Below are 18,114 nucleotides of genomic sequence, written 5' to 3' on the forward strand. Positions count from 1 at the left end.
GCCAGGGCCGCCGGGTCGGGCCGCATGGACTGGGCCACCACCTGGGGAGGGAGCAGGACGACGGCGCTGAGGCCGCCGGCCTCGGGACGGCGGAGCTGGACGCGGATGCCGTGGCGCAGTGCCAGGCGGCCGACCACGAACAGGCCCATCCGGCGGGAGACCGACAGGTCCACCGCGGGCGGCTCGGCCAGCCGCCGGTTGGCCTCGGCCAGCTCCTCGTCGCTCATGCCGATGCCGGAGTCGGTGACCGCCAGCACGACGCTGCCCATCTCGTTGCCGTTGCTGGTCACCGTGATCTTGGTGTCCTGCGGCGAGAAGAAGATCGCGTTCTCCACGAGCTCCGCGATCAGGTGGACGATGTCGTTGACGGCCTGGCCGATGATCAGTGTGCCGGCCTCGACCCGGAGGGTCACCCGCTCGTAGTTCTCGACCTCCGAGAGCGAGGCCCGCACGACGTCGCCGAGCGGGACCGGCTCGCTCCACCGGCGGCTCTGCTCCTGGCCCGCGAGGACCAGGAGGTTCTCGGAGTTGCGGCGCATGCGGGTGGCCAGGTGGTCGAGTTTGAAGAGGCTGGCCAGCCGGTCGTCGTCCTGCTCGCCCTGCTCCAGGTCGTCGATGAGGTCGATCTGGCGCTCCACCAGCGACTGGGTGCGCCGGGAGAGGTTGACGAACATCGCGTTGACGTTGGCCCGCAGCCGGGCCTCGTCGCCCGCCAGCCGGATGGCCTCGCGGTGGACCTCGTCGAAGGCCCGCGCCACTTCCCCGATCTCGTCGCGGGAGAGCACGCCGATGGAGGGCACCTCGATGTTCGGGGCCAGGTCTCCGGACTCGCGCAGCACGCGGACGGTCTCGGGCAGCTTGCTGCCGGCCACCTCCAGCGCCTCACTGCGCAGCCGGCGCAGCGGGCGGACCAGCGTGCCCGCGACCCAGGCGGTGATGAGCAGGATCAGCACCAGCAGGACCAGGATCGCGCCACCGGAGATCATGGCGCTGCGCCGCTCGGCGCCCTCCAGCTCCTGGCTGCGCGCGACCACCGCGGCGGCCATCTCACGCTCGACCGTCCGCATGCCGTCCACGATCGCGGAGGAGGAGTCGAACCAGCTGCGGATGCCCACGGTGCCCAGGCTCCGGTTCTCCCGCATGCGGGACATGACCAGGGCGCGGGTGGCGTCGGCCCGGTCGACCTCGGGGCCGCCGACCAGCTCGCGGAAGCGCCGGTTCTGCGCCGCGCTCGCGGTCGCCTGGAAGGCCGCCACCTCGCTCACCTGGCTGCGGTAGGCGCCCAGGAAGTCGGCGGGGTCGTCGAAGTCGAAGCCGCCTTCGAGGCGGGCGACCAGGAGGATGCCCCGCTGCCTGGCCACCTGCTCCTTGGCCCGGGACAGCGCGCCCAGCGCCAGCGAGTCACCGGTCAGGCGCTCGTCGCCGCCGCTGCGGCCGAGGTCGTCGTGGAGGGTGACGAAGTCGGCGATCATCCGCGAGTACATGCCGAGGGCCGCACGCGGGAGCACGCCGCCCTCGGTGATGAGCCGGCGCAGGCCGGGCAGGCCGTGCAGCCAGCGGCGGATCTGGGAGGCCTCGGTCCGGACGCGGGTGGCGTGCTCGCCGCTGATGGCCGCCACCGCCTTCAGCGTCTCGGTGATGCTCCGGTCGACGGCCTCGCGCTGCTCCCTGACCTTGACCAGGCGCGCGGGCCGGCGCTGGTCGGCGATGAACCAGGCGGTGAGGTCGCGTTCGAGGGCCATCTCGTGGGAGAGGACGCCGAGCCGCTCGACGAGCGAGGCGACCTCGGACATCCGCCGGTACTCCGTCGCCGTGGACAGCGCGGTGGTCAGCTGGAGCCCGGTCAGCAGCACGGCCGCCACGGTCGGGAGCAGGATCAGCGCGACCAGACGGGGACGCACGCGCCAGTTCGCGGGCAGGAGGCTGCCGATCACTCCCACCGCCCGGTGGCTCCGGCGGTCTTGTGTCTTCACTGGCCTAGGTAACCCCTCGCCGAGTAGGGAAGCGGCGGAAGCAATTTGAGCACATCCTTTATCGTCACTACGAATGGCGTAACTATCGATAAATCCCTATAAATGGGATATTCGGGCACTTATCGCCCATAGTTTCAGGCAGGCCGGAAGGAATCCCTCGCCTCCGGCGCCTGATGCTTGATCATGAGGTGGCGCGTCACGGAGTACTCCTGGACCGCCTCCTGGCTCATGTCCTTGCCGAAGCCGCTGCCCTTGACCCCGCCGTGCGGCGCCTCCGAGGCGATCGGCAGATGGTCGTTGACCCAGGTCACCCCCACGTCGAGGCGGTGCGAGACGCGCAGCGCCCGGGCGACGTCGGCCGACCAGACCGAGGAGGCCAGGCCGTAGGGGGTGTCGTTGGCCAGCCGCACCGCCTCGTCCTCCCCGTCGAACGGCAGCGCGACCAGCACCGGCCCGAAGAGCTCCCCCTGGACGATCTCACTGTCCTGGCGGGCTCCGGCGATCAGCGTCGGCGGGTAGTGGAAGCCGGGCCCCCCGGCCGGGGCGCCCCCGCAGAGCACCGAGGCGCCCTCGGCCACCGCGCGCTCGACGAAGCCGTGCACCCGGTCCCGGTGTCCGGCGGAGATCAGCGGGCCGATGTCGGTCGCCGGGTCCCAGGGGTCGCCCGGCCTGATCCGCTCCAGCGTCGCACGAAGCGCTTCGACGGCCTCGTCGTAGACCTCACGGGAGATGTAGACGCGGGTGGCGGCGGTGCAGTCCTGGCCGGTGTTGTAGGTCGCGCCCATCGCCACGCCCCGGGCCATCTCGGCCAGGTCCGCGTCGCCGAAGACCAGGGCCGGGGCCTTGCCGCCGAGTTCCAGGTGGACCCGCTTCAGCGAGCCGGCCGCCCCGCGCATGACGGCGCGGCCGGTCTCGGTGGAGCCGGTGACGCTCACCATGTCCACACCCGGGTCGTCCACCAGCGCCCCACCGACCTCGGCGTCGCCGAGGACCACCTGCAGCAGCCCGTCGGGCGCGCCGGCCGCCGCGAACAGCTCGGCCAGGCGCAGCGTGCTGCCCGGCGTCCGCGGCGCGGGCTTGATCACCACCGCGTTGCCCGCGGCGAGCGCGGGCCCGGCCTTCCAGACCGCCATCACCAGGGGGAAGTTCCAGGGCGTGATCGAGGCGACGACGCCGACCGGGCGGCGGACCAGCACCGAGGTGTAGCCGGCGCTGAGCACCCCCGCTCCGGTGCCGTCCAGCGAGCGGGCCGCCCCGGCGAAGAAGCGGAGGTTGTCGACCGCGAAGGGCAGCTCGCCGTCGCGGAAGACCGCCGCGGGCTTGCCCGTCTCGGCGACCTCCAGCCGGGTCAGCTCCTCGGCGTCGGCCTCGACGAGGTCGGCGAAGCGCAGCATCACCCGCGCCCGCTCGGCCGGGGTCGCCGAGCCCCACTCCGCGAAGGCCGCCCGCGCCCGCCGTACGGCCGCCGCCACCTGCTCGACCGGGGTGTCGGCCGTCTCGCGCAGCGGCTCGCCCGTCGCCGGGTTGATCAGAATGCCCATGGAACGTCCCTGGTAGGTGTGGTCGGCCGTCAGGCCCCGGTGCCGGCCCGCTCGATCAGGTCGGCGGCGCGGCGCAGGCCGTCCCGCCGGCGGATCTCCTCGCCGGCGGCGGCCAGCTTCCCGCGCAGGGCGGTGTCGCCCAGCAGCCGCTCCACCGCCCCGGTCAGCTCGGCGTCGGTGAAGCCGTAGGTGGACAGGCGCACGCCGTAGCCGAGCTCGTGGACGCGCTGGGCGTTGTCGTACTGGTCCCAGAACAGGGGCAGCAGGATCATCGGCTTGCCGAAGTGCAGCGCCTCGGTGACGGTGTTGTTGCCGCCGTGCGTGATGACCAGGTCCACCAGCGGCAGGATCTTCGTCTGCGGCAGGAACTCCGCGCCCCACATGTTGCCGGCGAGCTTGATCTCCTCGTGCAGCGGGCCCTTGGAGACGATGTAGCGGTGCGGGGTGGTGGCCAGCACGTCGATCACCCGCTGCATGAGCTCCACGTCGGCCGAGCCGAGCGAGCCGAGCGAGAAGTAGACCAGCGACCCCTCGCCGCCCTTCAGCGCCTCCGGCAGCTCGAACTCCTCGTCGGTCTCGCGGACCGAGGAGTCCAGGCGGTGCCAGCTCGGGCCCAGCGGCCGGGCGTCGGTGTAGTCGGCGATCTCCGGGAAGACGTAGAGGTTCAGGTCGCCGGAGTGGATGAAGTCCAGGTCCGGCAGGGCGGGGGCGCCCTGCTCGACGACCCACTCGTTGAAGGCGGTCCAGATCTCGCGGTGGGTCCGGTCGTACTCGGCGCGGAAGGCGTCCCACTCGGAGCGGTCGTCGGCGGGCAGGCCGGAGAAGACCGGCGCCACGCCCTCGCCGCGGACCTCCAGCGGGTTGCAGGAGACGATGCGGACGAACGGCTTGCCCGCGGTCACCAGCGCCGGGAAGGCGATGACGTTGTCCTCGACGATGACGTCCGGCTTGACCCGCTCGATGATCTCCTTGAGTCGCGGCTCGCAGTACTTCGCGCCGTCGATGAGCGCGTCCCAGATCGGCTTGGTCACCGTCTCCAGCTGCTCGGCGGTGGACTTGCGGTACTCCGGCGCGGTGTCGCGGATGAAGTCCTTCCAGAACTGCCCGGCGTCCTGCTCCTCCTCCGACGGCGGGGCGAGGTCGACCAGGTCCTCCTCGAAGCCGAGCGCCGTCAATTTCCCCTTCCACGAGGCTTCAGCAGCGAAAACGACCCGGTGGCCGCGCTTACGAAGAATGTCGCCGATGCCGATGCAGTTGTTCGTCGGCCCGTAGGCGCTCTCCGGCATGAACAGGATCGTAAGAGCCATCGTGTCCTCCGAGATCAGGGGTCTTGGAATCTGGTGAATACTGGTTTAAATCTTGATCTAGCGGAAATGCCGGACAGCGGTCACTATGGACCCCGGCATAAATCATGGGTGACGAACGGGGAAATATGGCGCGCAAGAGCCGGTCGGACCGACGGGTGGATCTCATCGACGCGGCGCGCCGGGCGATCATCCGGCACGGCACCGACGGCGTCGGCCTCAACCACGTCGCCGAGGAGGCGGGACTGACCTCCGGCGCGGTGCTCTACCACTACCCCAACCTCGGCGAACTGCTGGTGGACGCCCACCACGCCGGGATGGAGCGCTTCTACGAGCTGCGCCTCAAGCGGATCAGCGGCATGCGCGACCCTGCCGAGAAGCTCGTCGTGACCATCCGCTCCGGCCTGCCGCACGGCCCCGACGATCCGGACGTGCGCCTGCTCAACGAGCTCGGCGGCGCCGCCTCGCGCAACCGGATGTACGCCCTGCTGCTCACCACCCTCTACGACCGGCAGGTCTCGATGTACCAGAGCGTCCTGGAGACCGGCAGCGCCCTGGGGACCTTCACGCTGGCCGACGACTCCCTGGTCATCGCGCGCAACCTCGTCGCGCTGGAGGACGCGTACGGTTACCGCATAACGGCCCGCCACCCGGTGATCGGCCCGGAGGAGGCGGCGGACCTGATCCTGGCCTACGCCCGGACGGTCACGGGCAACCCGCTGAAGACGTCTCACTGAGGCACCAGGACCCCGTCCTCGGGCGCCCAGGACAGCGCCACCCGCGTGCCCGGCCGGCCCGGGTGGCGCCCTGGACGGCCGCCAGGACCGGCCGCTCGCAGCCGGGCACGGTGACCGAGACGTGCGAGACGCCGCCGTAGAAGCTCACGTCCGCCACCTCGCCCCGCAGCGTGCCCGCGCCCTCCGCGCTCTCGGGCGCCAGCCGTACCCGCTCCGGCCGTACGGCCAGCAGCGCGGACGTGCCGTCGGGCAGGTCGGAGGAGCCGGGCAGCACGCCGAGGCCGTCGGCGGCCAGGCCGACCGCGCACGCCCGGCCCGGGAAGAGGTTGCCCGCACCGACGAACCCGGCGACGAACGGGGTGCGCGGCCGCTCGTAGAGCGTGACCGGCTCGTCCACCTGCTCCACCCGGCCCGCGTTGAAGACCGCGATCCGGTCGGCCAGCGACATGGCCTCCTCCTGGTCGTGGGTGACCACGACGAAGGTGATGCCGACCTCGTGCTGGAGCCGCTTGAGCTCCAGCTGCATCTCCGCCCGCACCTGCTTGTCCAGCGCGGACAGCGGCTCGTCGAGCAGGAGCAGCCGCGGCCGCTTGACGATCGCGCGGGCCAGCGCGACCCGCTGCCGCTGGCCGCCGGAGAGCTGCTGCGGCCTGCGCCCGGCCGTCTCGGTCAGGCCCACCTTCTCCAGCACCTCGCCGACCCGGGCGCGGACCTCCGCCTTCGGCAGCCGCTCCCGCTCCAGGCCGTAGGCGACGTTCTTGGCCACGGTCATGTGCGGGAAGAGCGCGTAGGACTGGAACATCAGGTTGACCGGGCGGCGGTGCGCGGGCCGGCCCAGCAGGTCGGCCCCGTCGAGGGTGACGGAGCCGGCGTCCGGCGACTCGAACCCGGCCAGGATCCGCAGCAGCGTGGTCTTGCCGCAGCCGCTCGGGCCGAGCAGCGCGAAGAACTCACCCTGGCGGATCTCCAGGGAGACGTCCGACAGCGCCGTGACGTCTCCGAAGCGGCGGCTGACACCGGTGATCTGCAGCATCAGGAAAGGGACTCCGTCAGTCGGGTCATCCGCTGGGCCGCGATCACCACGGTGAAGCTCACCGCGAGCAGCACGGTGGCCAGCGCGTTGATCTCCGGGGTGACCCCGAAGCGGACCATTGAGTAGATGACGATGGGCAGGGTCGGCTCGGTCGGCGCCGAGGTGAAGAACGCGATGACGAACTCGTCGACGGAGAGCGTGAACACCAGCAGCGCGCCCGCGGCGACGCCCGGCGCGAGCTGGGGCAGGGTGATCCGGAAGAAGGTGGTCACCGGGGTCGCGCCCAGGTCGCGCGAGGCCTCCTCCAGCGAGGTGTCGGCGTGGGTGAGCCGGGTGCGGACCACCGCGGCCACGAGCGCCATGCCGAACACCGTGTGCGCCAGCAGCACCGAGTGCAGGCCCAGCGCCATCTTCACCCAGACGTAGAACATCAGCAGGCCGATGCCGGCCACCAGGTCCGGCAGCACGACCGGCAGCACGCCGATCGCGTCCAGCAGCTTCGACCTGCTGTACCGGGCCATGCCCACCGCCAGCAGCGTGCCGAGCACCGTCGACAGGGCCGTGGCCCCGGCGGCCACGATCAGCGTGTTGACCAGGCCCTGGCGGATCTCGGCGTTGCCGGCCAGCTCGCCGTACCACTTGAGGCTGAAGCCGTCGAAGGAGTACGGCGAGCCGCCGGAGTTGAACGACATGGCGACCAGCACCACGATCGGCGCGTACAGGAAGAGGTAGGTCGCCCAGAAGGGCACGTACAGCAGTCGGGGCTTACGCACGGCGGGAGCTCCAGGCCTGTGCCAGCAGCAGGACGAGCAGCACGGCGAGCAGTGCCAGCACCAGCGTGGCGCCGAACGGCCAGTCGCGCGCCTTGAGGAACTGGTCCCTGATCAGGTTGCCGACCATGATCGAGCGCCCGCCGCCGAGCAGTTCGGGGACGATGAAGTTGCCGAAGCTCGGCACGAAGACGAACAGGCAGCCGGTGAGCACACCCGGCATGGTCAGCGGGAGCGTCACCGAGAAGAAGGTGCGCGCCGGCGAGGCGCCGAGATTGGCCGAGGCCTCGCGGAGCTGCGGGTCGAGCCTCTCGATCGCGGCGTAGAGCGGAAGCACCATCAGCGGCAGTTCGGCGTAGACCAGGCCGATGACGATCGCGCCCTGGCCGTAGAGCAGCTCGTACGGGCCCAGGCCGATCTTCTCCAGCGCGCCGTTGAGCAGGCCGGGACCGCTCAGCAGCACGATCCAGGCGTAGACGCGGACCAGGAAGTTCGTCCAGAACGGCAGCACGATCGCGACCAGCGCGACCGTCTTCCACCGGCGGGGCAGCCGGGCGATCAGGTACGCCGTCGGGTACCCGGCGAGCAGGGCGATCACCGTGGCGATCGTGGCCAGCTTCAGCGAACCGAGCACGACGTCGAGGTAGAGCGGGTCCAGCAGCCGGGTGAAGTTCTCCCCCGTCACCTCGTAGACGACGCCGCCGAACCGGCCCCGGCGGAACACCGTGTAGCTGAGCAGCAGCGCCAGCGGGATCAGCAGGAACGCGACCAGGTAGGCGAGGCCGGGCCCGAGGAAGACCAGCCGCCCCAGCGCGCGCGACCGGCGCGACCGCGATGCCGCGGCCGCGCCGGAGACGACGGTGGAACCGGTCACTGCTTCGCCGCGACCTCGGTCGCCAGGCGGGTGAACTTGGCCGAGTCCTCGCCCAGGTCGATGATCGACTCACCCTGGAGCAGGTCCGCCGGGCTCATCTGCAGCGGCGTGTTCTGCGCCTTCAGGTCGGCGTCGACGATGTCCATCGCGGCCTTGTTCGGCACCTTGTACAGGATGTTCGAGGCGGCCCAGCCGTGCACCTTCGGGTCCAGGATGTGGTTGATGAACGCGTGCGCGGCCTCCTTGTTCTTGGAGGACTTCAGGATGACCATCGTGTCCACCCAGAGGTCGCTGCCCTCCTCGGGGACCACGAACTTGATGTTCTTCTCGGAGGTCGGGCACCAGCCGTCCCACGCCTCGACCATGACGGCCTCGCCGCTCTTCAGGCGGTCGCCGAAGGTCGTGTCGTCGTAGGCGAGCAGGTTCGGCTTGGCCGCGAGCAGCTTCTCCTTGACCTTGGCCAGCTCCTCGTCGCTGCGGGTGTTGACCGAGTAGCCGAGCGCCTTGATGGCGGGCAGGGCCAGCCAGCGCTCGGTGGTCATCATGGTGACCTTCTTCTTGGCCTCGGCGGGCGGGTCGAGGATGTCGTTCCAGCTGGACGGCGTCGCCTTCACCAGGTCTTCCCGGTAGCAGATGCCGGTGGTGCCCCAGGTGTAGGGGACGGAGAAGGTGTTGCCCTTGTCGTAGGCCAGCTCCTTGGCCTCGGGGTAGAGGTTGGCCAGGTTCGGGATCAGCTCGGGGTGGAGCGGCTCCAGCAGGCCGGCCTCGTTGAGCGCCTGGGCGTACTGCCCGGAGACGAAGGCCACGTCGATGCCGGTGTCGGCACCCGAGGTGAGCTTCGCCATCGCGATCTCGTTGGTGTCGTGCAGCGTGACCTTCAGGTCGAACTTGAGTTTGCTCTTGATCTCCTGGGGCAGCTCCTTCGGCGTGTAGCCGTCCCAGACGGTCACCGTGAGGCTCTGCTTCGACAGGTCGGCGTTGGGGTCGAGCTGGTCGACGGCGGCGCTGGCTGCGGGGGACGCGGCGGTGTCGGCGGCCTCCCCGCCGCACGCCGAGAGTGCGAGCGCGAGACCGGCGGCCACTGCGGCGGCCGGAAGACGACGGGTGTACCGGGAACGGGACACAGCCGCTACTCCTTCATAATTCAGATGTATGAGGGTGGTTCGGTCGTTTCGGACGTGACAGACCAAAGCAGGAGTGTTGCAGGCAACATCAACTTGAGCAACACTGATCGCGACATCACCACGTGGAAGCTTGATCTGTTTGCTGAACGGACCTTCAATATGGGAGCGGCTCGACACCCTCCCCCGAGCCGGTGACGGCCGGACCGCCGAGCTGCTGTCCGCCCTGGCGTGGCACGTTCCCGCACCGTACGGCGTCACCCGCTTCCACCCGCTGCCCGCCCTGCCCGCCGGAGCGGTTGAACGGGGGTTCGACGTCGACCAGACCAACCATTCGGTGGTCGTCGGCGAGACCGTCGTAGTGAAATGGCTCACACCTCCCGCCCCGCTCCCCCAGCCGGCTCCCGAGATGTTCGCCCACCTGTCGGCGGTCGGTTTCACCGCCACGGCCGCGCCCTACGCGGCGCTCACCCGCGACGGCGAGCTCTTCGCCCTGGTGACGGCCTACCTGCCGGAAGCCCGGGACGGCTGGGAGTGGTGCGTGGACGAGGCCGCCGCGGGCCGTACGGACTTCACCGCCGACCTGGGCGCGCTCGCCGCCGACCTGCACGTCGCCCTGGCCACCCCGTCGGCGGCCTTCCCCGACCCGGTACGGCTCCCGCCCGACGGGCGTGAACGGCCGTTCGCCCACAGCCCGGGGAGCGGAAGTCCCGATCGGCCCGGCGACCCGGGACCGGACGCACGCCCACCGGGCCCGTGGGCCGCCCGTGCCGACGCGGCGCTCCGCGAGGCGCTGGAGCTGACCGACGGCGAGGACGGCGAGTGGCTGGCCGCCCGCGCGGGCCTCATGGCGGAGAGGTTCCAGGTCCTGACCGGCCACGACTCGGGCCCGCTGATCCGCATCCACGGCGACCTGCACGTCGGCCAGATCCTCCGCTGGCCCGGCGGCTACGCCGTGGTCGACTTCGACGGCAACCCGACGGTCTCCGACGCCGACCCCTACCAGCCGGCCGCCCGCGACCTCGCCCAGCTGTCCACCAGCCTGGAGCACGCCGGGCAGATCGCGATCCGGCGCCGGGGCGCCGACCCCGCCGCGACCGCGCGGTGGGCGGTGCGGGCGACCCTCTCCCTGCGGGACGCCTACACCGGTCGCCTGCGCGAACGCGGGCACGCCCACCTGCTCCACGACGGGCTGCTGCACGCGTTCGCGCTCGAACAGGAGTGCCGCGAACTCGTCTACGCCGCCCGCCACCTGCCCCGCTGGCGCTACGCCCCCATGGGCGTCCTGCGCTCCTGGTACCGCTGACCACCCGCCGCACGACAGGCACCGGCCCGGCCTGCCCCGACCCGGCCCTCATCGACCAAGGAGACGACGTGGACCCCGAGCTGTACCTCGCCGACCTGGAGGCCAAGCCCGCCGCCCTGGCCGGCCTGGCCGACGCCCTGGAGGCCGGCGACCCGTTCGGGGCGCTCCCGCCCGAGGGCATCCGGCGGGTCCTCCTCCTCGGCATGGGCAGCTCCCGCTATGCCGCCGGGATGGCCGCGCTCCGCCTGCGCGCCGCCGGGATCGACGCCGCCGCCGAGTACGCCTCGGCCTCGATCTCCTACCCGGCCGACCCGAAGACCCTGGTCGTGGCCGTCTCCGCCACCGGCGGCAGCCGCGAGACCCTGGACGCGGTCGCCCGGCACCGGGGCCGGTCCTTCGTGGCCGCGGTGACCGAGCGGCCCGGCTCGCCGATCACCGAGGGCGCCGACCTGGTCGTGCCGATGCTCGCGGGCGAGGAGCGGGGCGGCGTCGCCTGCCGTACCTTCCAGCACACGCTCGCGCTGCTGCTGGCCCTGAACCACCGCCTCACCGGCGCGGGCCCGGACGTGCCCGCGCTGCTGCGCCGGAGCGCGGAGGCCACGGCCGACCTGCTGGACCGGCGCGGCGAATGGCTGGAGCCCGCCATGGCCCTGCTGGACGGCCCCGCCGGCGTCTACACGATCGCCCCGGCCGAGCGGCTGTCGTCCGCCGAGCAGTCCGCCCTGATGTTCCGCGAGGGCCCCCGCCGGGCCGCCGACGCCTGCGAGACCGGCGACTGGGCGCACGTCGACGTCTACCTCACCAAGACCCTCGACTACCGGGCCGTGCTGTTCCCCGGCTCCCGCTACGACGGGCAGGCCATGGACTGGATCCGCGAACGCGGCTCCACCGTCCTGGCCGTCGGCGGCGACGTCCCCGGCGCCGCCGCCTCCGTCCGCTACCGCCACGACGACGACCCGGACGTGGCCCTGCTGACCGAGACCCTCGTCTGCGAACTCGTCGCCGCCCACTGGTGGCTCCCCTGACCGCACGATTCTGACCGGATCCCCCGCCGTGGCCGGGTCCCTCGCTCCCTGCGGTGGCCGGAGCCGGTGCGCGCGCACTGCGGCAGGCCGGTGGCCGGTGGTGGCTGGCCTCGGTGAGCACTGCGGCGGGCCGGTGGTCCTGCCGGCCGTCTCAGCTGAGCCCTGGTGGAGTCAGGCCTCCGGCCTGGCGGGCGCGCGGGGTGCGGTGCTTTATACGCCGCCAGGACCACCGGCCCGCCTCCGTGCACTGCTGCACCGCCGTGCCAGCGCAGACCGTAGTCGCTCTCTTTCCGGCCGCTCTGTGGTCACTCCGACGCTGAAGCGATCACGCGGGTCCGGCTCAGGGTCTCCCGCCGTCGCCTGCGGCCATACCGTCGGGAAGGAGCTCAGGGTCGTTCCTCCAGGCCGATCCTGGGATTTCTAACGTTACGTGTCGGTATCTTTACACGGTGCTTACCGCCTATATCGACGAGAGCCTCCGTCGACGGCCTCATGACGACAGTGTCTACGCGATGGCCGCCGCGATCATCGACTCCGCCGACCACGGGACCGTCCGCGCAGAACTGGAGTCCCTCCGCCTAGGCAAGAACCCTCGCTTGCACTGGCGGGATGAGCCTCCTGCGCGACAACTCTCCATCACCGGACGGATCACAAAGATGCCGATACAGGGAATCGTCACGGTCTATCTCCACGACAGAGAGACCAAGACCGAACGAGCCCGCCGGAAGTGCCTGGAACGATTGCTCGTCGAACTCGATCAGACCGGAGTCTCGATGGCCTACATCGAGAGTCGCGCCCCCGACAAGGACCATTTGGACCTTCTGCTTCTGATGGGAGCCCGCAAGGCGCGTACCGTATCGAAGAACCTGACGGTCATATGGCAGTCCTCCTACGAGGAGCCGCTCCTGTGGGCCGCCGATGCCGTTGTGGGGGCCACAACGTGGTGGCTGGACGGGCATGCGGCCTGTTTCGATCTTCTGGGCGAGAAGGTCAGCATGATCGGCCTCGACTGAGGGCAGACAGCGCGAAGGCCGGACGCCCGATTCCATCGGGAGGCCCGGCCTCACTTCCAACACCCACCGGGGGCGCGGCACTGTCCAGTGTGCCTCACCAGGCGTGATCAGGCAAGCGCGTTCGGCCATGACTGAAGGTCCAGCGCCTGGCCGCCGATTCCATCGGGAAAGCCGAGGCAGGGCGAACACGTGCTCCACGCCGCCTGCCAGTCCGCTACCTACCCGAAACACACGCTGCGGTGCTCGGCCCTGAGCTCCTTTCCGCCAGGGTGGCTTCAGCTACGGCGGCCACGCCCTGAACGGTCCCGGACGGATCGCTTCAGCGGCGATGAGCACACCGGGCGGCCGGAGAGCGAGACGCTACGGCCCGCATCGGTACGGTGCGGCAGCCGGGCACGGGGGCGGGCCGGTGGTCCTGGCGGCGTATAAAGCACCGGACCCCGCGCGCCCGAGCCCAGGCCGGAGGCCGGAAACCACCAGAGCCCGGCTGCGACGGCCGCCAGGACCACCGGCCCGCCCCCGTGCGCCCGATGACCAGCCACCGCACGGAGTGTCGGCCGGACCGCCGAAGGTCAGAGGCGGCGGAGACCGCCGAGGACGCGTTCGAGGAGGTCGCGGCCGGGGCCGCTCTCCTGGACCTGGGGATGGTAGACCCGGACCAGTCCCTCGGACTCCATGTCGGCGATGAGCACCCGGGCGACGCCCAGGGGGATGCCCAGCAGCGCGGAGATCTCCGCGACCGAGCGGACCTGGCGGCACAGCTCGCTGATCGCGCGGTACTCCCGGGTGAAGGAGAGCCCCAGCCGGCCGGAGGTCGCCGAGGAGACCAGCGCCTCCATCGCGAGCCGGGTGCGGGGAGCGGTCCGGCCGCCGGTGACGGCGTACATGCGCACCAGCGAGCTCTCCTCTTCCTCCTGCGGCGGGCCGTACCCCGCCCCGGAGTCCGGGCCGTACCCTCCGCCGTGCTCCTCGCCGTACGCCGGGCCGTACCCCGGGCCGGACGGGGGCCGGCCGTACTCTCCGCCTCCGCCGTGCTCCTCGCCGTACGCCGGGCCGTATCCCGGCCGGACGGGGGCCCGTAGCCGGGGCCGCGGGGGTCGTTCCAGTAGGGATCGGTCATGGCTCAGCTCTCCCGGTTCGGGAGTTCGTTGCGGGCCCGGCGCACGCCCTGCTGGAAGCTCGCCATCCGGTCGCGCACCCGCTCGGCGGACAGGGGCGCGGCGGGTCGCGCCGGCTGGGCGGGCGGCTGCGACCGGGGCCCGGAGGAGTACGGCGGGCTCTGCGGGCGCAGGCCCGCCGGGGCCTGCGCCGGGGAGGCGGACACAGAGCCGGGGACCAGGTTGGCCTTGGGTGTCCGTTTGGGCAGCCCCGAGGTGGTCAGTCCGCCGTGTGCGGGTTCGCTCACGACCCGCGCCGCCTGCCAGCCGCTGTCGGCCGGGGACGACCAGTCCTGCCCCGGTGCGGCCGGGAGCGGCTCCCCACCGGGTTCTCCGGCGGAGGCGGGCTCCCCGTTCGCGAGTCCGGTCCTGCGCAGGGGTTCGAGGGTGCCCGTGCGGAACCAGCCGGACTCGACCGAGGCGAAGATCGGCAGGTACTCGTCCCCGGCGTCCAGAGGCGAGGTGCCCGTCCCCGGCAGCGGCCCGTCCCCGGCGGCCGGGCTCGAAGCGCCGAGGGGGTCGAGTGGCCCCGGGGACGGCGGGGGGAACCCGCCGGGAAGACCGGTGCGGGGCGGCGAAGGGAACTCACCTGGCGACCCGGGCAACCCGGACGGATCGGACGGACCGGGTGATTCAGACGGACCGGGCGGACCGGTGCGGGCGGGTGGGCTCCACACGTCCGGCCCGGACGGCCGGGTCTGCGGCGGCACCGCCGTCACCCCCGCAGGCAGGGGAGCCGACAGGGCGGACGGTGCCAGGGGGCGGGCCCGGCCCTGGTCCGGTCCCGCGGCGGGGCGCGCCTCGGGGAAGGCCGGGAAGGACGGGAAGGAACGGCTCGCCAGGTCGAACGGGGACGCCTGGGCCGGTGCGGCGGGGGACGCGCCGGGCAGGGCGGCGAGGAGGTCCTCCGGGAGGAGCACCATGGCGGTCAGGCCGGACTCCTGGGGCCGGAGCCGGACCCTGATGCCGTGCTTGAGCGCCAGGCGGCCGACCACGAACAGGCCCATGCGCCGGGCCACCGAGGCGTCGGCCGGCTGCGGGTCGGCCAGACGCCGGTTGACCTCGGCGAGTTCCTCCGCCGTCATGCCGATGCCCTGGTCGGTCACCGAGACCATCACGCCGCCGCCGTCGATCCGGCTGCTGGAGACGACGACCTCGGTCTCGCCCGGCGAGAACGACAGGGCGTTCTCCACCAGTTCGGCGAGCAGGTGCACCACGTCGCTCACCGCGGGCCCGGCGACGGCCACCTCGGACTGGACGCGGGTCACCACCCGGTCGTAGTTCTCCACCTCCGAGAGCGCGGCGCGGACGACGTCCATGACCTCGACCGGGTTGCGCCAGCGGCGCGCCACCTCCTGCCCGGCCAGGACGAGCAGGTTCTCGCTGTTGCGGCGCATGCGGGTGGCCAGGTGGTCGAGCTTGAACAGGTCGGCCAGGCGGCGGTCGTCGCGTTCGCCGCGCTCCAGCCGCTCCACCAGGGTGAGCTGGCGCTCCACCAGCGTCTGGCTCCGGCGGGAGAGGTTGACGAACATCGCGTTGACCGTGTGGCGCAGCTTCGCCTCGTCGCCCGCCAGCCGTACGGCCTCCCGGTGGACCTCGTCGAAGGCCCGGGCCACCTCGCCGATCTCGTCGCGGGACAGGACCCCGATCGGGGCACCTCCACCGCGAGTTCGCCGAGTTCGCCGTCGCGCGACTCCCGCACCCGCTGGACGTACTGCGGCAGCCGTTCGCCGGCGACCTCCAGGGCCTCCCGGCGGAGCCGCCGCAGCGGCCGGACCAGCGAGCGCGCCACCCCGCTGGTGATCAGCAGTACGGCCAGCAGCAGCCCGGCGACCGATCCTGCGGCCAGCAGGGCCCGGTTCCGTTCGGCGTCGCCGAGTTCCCCGCTGCGGGCGACGATCTGCCGGGCGTGCCGATCCTCGACGGCGCGCATCCGGTCGATCGTCGCCGACACCGCCTCGTACCACTGCCCGGCGTCGTCCTTCCGCGCCAGGTCCAGGCCCTGGAGCGGGGCTCCGGAGGCGGCGCGGAGCAGGACCAGCTCCCGCAGGAACCCGGCCCGGTCGGCGCCGCCGCCGTTGACGGTCTCGTCGAAGAAGCGCCGTTCGGCGACTCCGGCCTCGGCGGCGAACGCCCGGCGCTCGCTCTGCTCGGAGGCCAGCGCGCCGAGGAACCGCTCCATCTGCTCCTGTTCGAACCGTCCGGCGACCAGGACCACCGAGAGCAGCCCCCGCTGAAGCGAGAGGCTCTCCTTGGCCCTGGCGAGCGCGTCCAGGGTGAGGGACTGGCCGAACAGCAGGTCGTCGGAGCTGCCCTTGCCCAGCTCGTCGTGGAGGGAGAGCAGGTCGGCGATGACCAGGCTGTAGGCGTCGATCGCGGCGTCGGGCAGCAGCGCCTCCTCCAGCGCCTGCCGTCGCAGCTGCGCCAGGTCGTCCAGGCGGGCCAGCGCGGCCTCGATCTCATCCCCGGTGCGGCCGCCGACCGCCTCCCGCAGCAGGGCCCCGCTCTCGCGCACCCGCACGGCCGCGCCGTCCACGGCGTTCACCTGGTCGCGCACGCCCTGCTCGCCGCGCTTCGGCCGGCCCAGGGCGATGAACCAGGCCGTGCGGTCGCGTTCGGCGGCCAGTTCGTGGGTGAGGGCGCCGATGTGGTCGGAGAGCCTGGCCAGGTCGTTGACGCGCTGGTATTCGGCCGCGGCGCGCACGGAGCCGAAGACCTGCACGCCTCCCAGCAGCACCGCGGCGGCGGTCGGCACCAGGATGAGCGCGATCAGCCTGGAACGCACCCGCCAGTTGCGCAGACGGAATCCGCCGTCCCGGGTCTTCTGTGTACTCACCGACCGCTGCCCTCTCGGTGGACGAACGCGCTGGCCGAATTTGCCATGGTTCTCGGCTATTCGAGCACATCTCAACCAGTCAAGGCCACCGACCATAGCCACACAAATGCTCACTCATGAGACAAGAGAGGCGAGAACCTGGAGCTCCAATTTCACTCCGGACTCTCCATTCGGACACCCGATATCGAAATTAAGTATTTGTCATACCGATATGGCCGTTTGTATCGTTCCAAATCACGGCGTCCGGGATAACACATCAGGAGCGCGAGGATCTCCAGAAGATCACAGCATTGTGATTCCCGATATTTCCGCCATATCGTGACCCCTTGCGCCCCTAGCCTCATCCGCATCCGAGCGGTGAGCTTTGGAGGAGAAAGTGGCCTCACCCGACGGCGCCGCGATCGAGGTTCGTGGCCTGTGGAAGATCTTCGGCCCCCGGGCGGACCGCGTTCTCGGCGGTCCCGACGCCGGTCTGGACCCCGTCGCGCTCCGGGAGAGGACCGGCTGCGTCGCCGCCGTGCGGGACGTCGCCTTCACGGTGCGGCCCGGCGAGGTGTTCGTCGTGATGGGCCTGTCCGGCAGCGGCAAGTCCACCCTGGTGCGCTGCCTCACCCGGCTGGTCGAGCCGACCGCCGGGGAGATCTCCCTCGCCGGCGAGGACGTGCGCGCCGCCTCCCCCGCCCGGCTCCGGGACCTGCGCCGGCACCGGGTCAGCATGGTCTTCCAGCACTTCGGCCTGCTGCCGCACCGCAGGGTCCTCGACAACGTCGCCTACGGTCTGGAGATCCAGGGCGTCCCCCGCGCGAGAAGGTACGAGCGGGCGCGGGAGATGCTCGCCCTGGTCGGTCTGGACGGCTTCGCCGAGACCCTGCCCGACCGGCTCTCCGGCGGTATGCAGCAGCGCGTCGGCCTGGCCCGCGCCCTGGCCACCGGCCCGGAGGTGCTGCTCTTCGACGAACCGTTCAGCGCGCTCGACCCGCTGATCCGCCGCGACATGCAGGCCGAGGTCGTCCGCCTGCACCGCGAGGTCGGCACCACCATGCTGTTCATCACCCACGACCTGGCCGAGGCCCTCAAACTGGGCGAGCGCATCGCCATCATGCGCGCGGGCGCGATCGTCCAGATCGGCACCGCCGAGGAACTGGTCGGCTCCCCCGCCGACGCGTACGTGGCCGACTTCGTCAGGGACGTCCCCCGCGGCGACGTCCTGTCGCTGCGCTGGATCTGCCGCGACCCCGCCGACGGTGAGCGGCCTGGGGAGGCCGCGCTCCCCGCCGGGACGATCATCCGTGACGCGGTGCCCGCCGTACTGGACTCCGACCTGCCGGTCCGCGTCGTCGCCGACGGCCGGCCGATCGGCGTGGTCGACCGCCGCGACGTCCTGTCCGCCCTGGCGGGCGCCCCGGAGCCGCCTCGTGAGCTCC

Annotated in this window: 15 protein-coding genes; 5 read left to right on the forward strand and 10 right to left on the reverse strand. The window is 71.8% G+C overall.

Annotated features, from left to right (window positions below):
• The 3 genes from ACWJ6R_RS12445 to ACWJ6R_RS12455 form a co-directional block, all read right to left on the reverse strand.
• Positions 1-1,973 (reverse strand): sensor histidine kinase (locus ACWJ6R_RS12445; RefSeq protein ID WP_449062369.1); only part of this gene is annotated, 1,973 nt, incomplete at its 3' end.
• A 134-nt stretch (positions 1,974-2,107) separates the two neighbouring features.
• A complete protein-coding gene (locus tag ACWJ6R_RS12450; RefSeq protein WP_449062370.1) occupies positions 2,108-3,514 on the reverse strand; it encodes an aminobutyraldehyde dehydrogenase in 1,407 nt (468 codons plus the stop codon).
• A gap of 29 nt (positions 3,515-3,543) precedes the next feature.
• Complete coding sequence (locus ACWJ6R_RS12455) at positions 3,544-4,821, reverse strand: glycosyltransferase (protein ID WP_449062371.1); 1,278 nt, start codon at positions 4,819-4,821, stop codon at positions 3,544-3,546.
• 155 nt (positions 4,822-4,976) lie between these two features.
• Here ACWJ6R_RS12455 and ACWJ6R_RS12460 point away from each other — a divergent pair, with 155 nt between their 5' ends.
• Positions 4,977-5,555, forward strand: coding sequence for a TetR/AcrR family transcriptional regulator (locus tag ACWJ6R_RS12460; RefSeq protein WP_449062372.1), 579 nt, complete (start codon positions 4,977-4,979; stop codon positions 5,553-5,555).
• On the opposite strand, the gene ACWJ6R_RS12465 is transcribed toward ACWJ6R_RS12460, so the two are convergent.
• The 4 genes from ACWJ6R_RS12465 to ACWJ6R_RS12480 are packed head-to-tail and all read right to left on the reverse strand — an operon-like array spanning position 5,524 to position 9,356.
• A complete protein-coding gene (locus ACWJ6R_RS12465; protein ID WP_449062373.1) occupies positions 5,524-6,588 on the reverse strand; it encodes an ABC transporter ATP-binding protein in 1,065 nt (354 codons plus the stop codon). The two genes, ACWJ6R_RS12460 and ACWJ6R_RS12465, sit on opposite strands and share 32 nt — an antisense overlap.
• Positions 6,588-7,361 carry an ABC transporter permease gene (locus ACWJ6R_RS12470; RefSeq protein ID WP_449062374.1) on the reverse strand — a complete coding sequence of 258 codons (774 nt, stop codon included), beginning with the start codon at positions 7,359-7,361 and terminating at the stop codon, positions 6,588-6,590. Before ACWJ6R_RS12470 ends, ACWJ6R_RS12465 begins: the two co-directional genes overlap by 1 nt.
• Positions 7,354-8,232 carry an ABC transporter permease gene (locus ACWJ6R_RS12475; RefSeq protein WP_449062375.1) on the reverse strand — a complete coding sequence of 293 codons (879 nt, stop codon included), beginning with the start codon at positions 8,230-8,232 and terminating at the stop codon, positions 7,354-7,356. Before ACWJ6R_RS12475 ends, ACWJ6R_RS12470 begins: the two co-directional genes overlap by 8 nt.
• On the reverse strand, positions 8,229-9,356 hold the full coding sequence (locus ACWJ6R_RS12480) for a polyamine ABC transporter substrate-binding protein (RefSeq protein WP_449062376.1): 1,128 nt from the start codon (positions 9,354-9,356) through the stop codon (positions 8,229-8,231). Before ACWJ6R_RS12480 ends, ACWJ6R_RS12475 begins: the two co-directional genes overlap by 4 nt.
• Positions 9,357-9,486: 130 nt before the next feature.
• On the opposite strand from ACWJ6R_RS12480, the gene ACWJ6R_RS12485 reads away from it, so the two are divergent.
• From ACWJ6R_RS12485 to ACWJ6R_RS12495, 3 genes are all read left to right on the forward strand, one after another.
• Positions 9,487-10,659, forward strand: coding sequence for a hypothetical protein (locus ACWJ6R_RS12485; RefSeq protein WP_449062377.1), 1,173 nt, complete (start codon positions 9,487-9,489; stop codon positions 10,657-10,659).
• Between the two features lie 68 nt (positions 10,660-10,727).
• Positions 10,728-11,684 carry an SIS domain-containing protein gene (locus tag ACWJ6R_RS12490; protein WP_449062378.1) on the forward strand — a complete coding sequence of 319 codons (957 nt, stop codon included), beginning with the start codon at positions 10,728-10,730 and terminating at the stop codon, positions 11,682-11,684.
• A gap of 449 nt (positions 11,685-12,133) precedes the next feature.
• Positions 12,134-12,697, forward strand: a complete 564-nt coding sequence (locus ACWJ6R_RS12495; protein ID WP_449062379.1) for a DUF3800 domain-containing protein — start codon at positions 12,134-12,136, stop codon at positions 12,695-12,697.
• 572 nt (positions 12,698-13,269) lie between these two features.
• Here the strand turns inward: ACWJ6R_RS12495 and ACWJ6R_RS12500 are convergent.
• From ACWJ6R_RS12500 to ACWJ6R_RS12510, 3 genes are all read right to left on the reverse strand, one after another.
• Positions 13,270-13,593: a DUF742 domain-containing protein gene (locus ACWJ6R_RS12500; RefSeq protein WP_268245611.1), complete on the reverse strand. Its 324-nt coding sequence runs from the start codon at positions 13,591-13,593 to the stop codon at positions 13,270-13,272.
• 227 nt (positions 13,594-13,820) lie between these two features.
• Positions 13,821-15,173, reverse strand: a complete 1,353-nt coding sequence (locus ACWJ6R_RS12505) for an ATP-binding protein (RefSeq protein ID WP_449062382.1) — start codon at positions 15,171-15,173, stop codon at positions 13,821-13,823.
• Positions 15,119-16,690 (reverse strand): nitrate- and nitrite sensing domain-containing protein, encoded by a 1,572-nt coding sequence (locus ACWJ6R_RS12510; protein ID WP_449062380.1) that lies wholly within the window; start codon positions 16,688-16,690, stop codon positions 15,119-15,121. The genes ACWJ6R_RS12505 and ACWJ6R_RS12510 overlap by 55 nt, the downstream gene beginning before the upstream one ends.
• A gap of 376 nt (positions 16,691-17,066) precedes the next feature.
• Here ACWJ6R_RS12510 and ACWJ6R_RS12515 point away from each other — a divergent pair.
• On the forward strand, positions 17,067-18,114 hold a 1,048-nt coding region (locus ACWJ6R_RS12515; RefSeq protein ID WP_449062381.1), incomplete at its 3' end, for a quaternary amine ABC transporter ATP-binding protein.

Source organism: Planomonospora algeriensis (genome assembly GCF_977012225.1).